The sequence below is a fragment of the Undibacterium umbellatum genome (genome assembly GCF_014284125.1).
Classification (GTDB): Bacteria; Pseudomonadota; Gammaproteobacteria; order Burkholderiales; family Burkholderiaceae_D; genus Undibacterium; species Undibacterium umbellatum.
In genome coordinates, this window is record NZ_JACOFX010000055.1 from 1 (window position 1) to 1,184 (window position 1,184).

Sequence of the window (1,184 nt, forward strand, 5' to 3'; positions counted from 1 at the left end):
GACCTCGCCAGCATCTGCGACGCCTTAACCGAGCTAGACCGCATTAACGCCGACATGGGCGTCACCGACAGCGCCCTCACCATGCTCCTGCAACTGCTCGAATCCGCAGGCGAACAACCCCTCGCCCCCCAAGGCCTCCACGCCCTCCTCTCCCCCGTACAACAACGCCTCCTCACCACCTGGAACCATCTGTCTGACTTGATTTGATCTGATCTGCCGCAAACATCGCCCACATTTCACAATGTGCAATTTGTGTCAACTCTTCGCGGTCTCGTAATATTTTGCAAACTAATTTACTATTTTCTATGCGCGCACAACCGACCAAACAAATTAAAGGAAACAGCATGCCTACCCAAATCACTATCTCCGATTTCATTCTGTTACAGCAGCAAAAATACAAGCTCATGCTCCAGATCGAAAAAAGCAACAGCCCTGCTGTACGTGCAGGCTTATTTGTGGATTTACGGAAAGTCAGCGACTTGTTAGGTGCAGAAGTACCCGAGCTCAACGCCTTTGCCTATCCCAAAGCAAAATCCAACCGTCAAGCCAAACAATAAGCGAGATACCGCCATGCAAACACAAATTATTCCTGTACCGTTTTATGAAGACACGCTGGTGATGATCGGGAAAGACAATGAGCCAGTGGTCGCAATGAAGCCCATTGTCGATAACATGGGTTTGGACTGGCCAACCCAATACACTAAATTGACGGAGAAATTCAGTTCAACCATTGGGATCATCCCAATGGTTGCCGAGGATGGCAAAAACCGCGACATGATCTGCCTGCCATTACGCAAACTCCCCGCCTGGCTTTACTCCATCAGTCCCAACAAAGTTAAGCCAGAACTCAAAGACAAGATCACCCGTTATCAGGAAGAATGCGACGATGTACTTTGGGAGTATTGGTCAAAAGGGGCTGCATCTCGCGGCGACAAAGTGCTTGATATCCCCACGCTGCCACCGCGTGACCCAGTAAGGCCTATAGGCATACGCAATAAAATCGACGGGCTCAGCGCCCGCGATACCTTGATATTGTCAAATCTAAAAAATGACCTGATTCAAAAAATAGCCCAAAACAGTGAGCCAGCCATCAGGGCCAGCCTGTATATTGATTTGCGCCGCGTGTCTGATGCTTTGGGTGTCGCTGTCATTGACGCTGACCACCTGCCTATTCCCAAGCCCTT

General features: G+C 49.8%; 3 protein-coding genes. All 3 read left to right on the forward strand.

The features are described 5' to 3' along the window. The coding region (locus tag H8L47_RS29120) for a DUF1484 family protein (RefSeq protein WP_186957327.1) at positions 1 to 207 on the forward strand (207 nt) is incomplete at its 5' end. 137 nt (positions 208 to 344) lie between these two features. Continuing rightward, on the forward strand, positions 345 to 557 hold the full coding sequence (locus H8L47_RS29125; protein ID WP_186957328.1) for a hypothetical protein: 213 nt from the start codon (positions 345 to 347) through the stop codon (positions 555 to 557). Positions 558 to 570: 13 nt separating this feature from the next. Beyond that, the coding region (locus H8L47_RS29130; RefSeq protein ID WP_186957329.1) for a phage antirepressor N-terminal domain-containing protein at positions 571 to 1,184 on the forward strand (614 nt) is incomplete at its 3' end.

Bases quoted from the DNA above. Each gene is read 5' to 3' on its own strand.
- H8L47_RS29125 (WP_186957328.1), top strand. From the start codon at position 345: ATGCCTACCCAAATCACTATCTCCGATTTCATTCTGTTACAGCAGCAA.